A 252-nucleotide genomic window follows, 5' to 3' on the forward strand; every position below is an offset into this window, starting at 1 on the left:
TCCTGGATAAAACGTTTCTGTATATCGTTAAAGGAGGAGCCGGAGTCGGAATAATAGTGTGAAGCCGGCCGCTTTGAAGAAGGGTCTGTCCTGGTAGTTGCCGGATAAATGTATCCCTTCTCTGTTGCGGCAGTCTTTGGTGTTACGTTCCCCCCCGCAGACTTCAGCATATTTATCTGCAGCTCCATGATCTCAAGCTGCCTGGCAAACAGGCCTCCAATAAGATCGTCTGATAAGTCCTTCTCTGCGGTC

Annotated in this window: 1 protein-coding gene; it reads right to left on the bottom strand. The window is 49.6% G+C overall.

Annotated features, from left to right (window positions below):
- A partial coding sequence (locus tag KVS71_RS17970; protein WP_217585216.1) for a hypothetical protein occupies positions 1-252 on the bottom strand: 252 nt, incomplete at both ends.

The sequence above is a fragment of the Microbacterium sp. GbtcB4 genome, from assembly GCF_019091465.1.
GTDB classification, from domain to species: domain Bacteria; phylum Actinomycetota; class Actinomycetes; order Actinomycetales; family Microbacteriaceae; genus Microbacterium; species Microbacterium paraoxydans.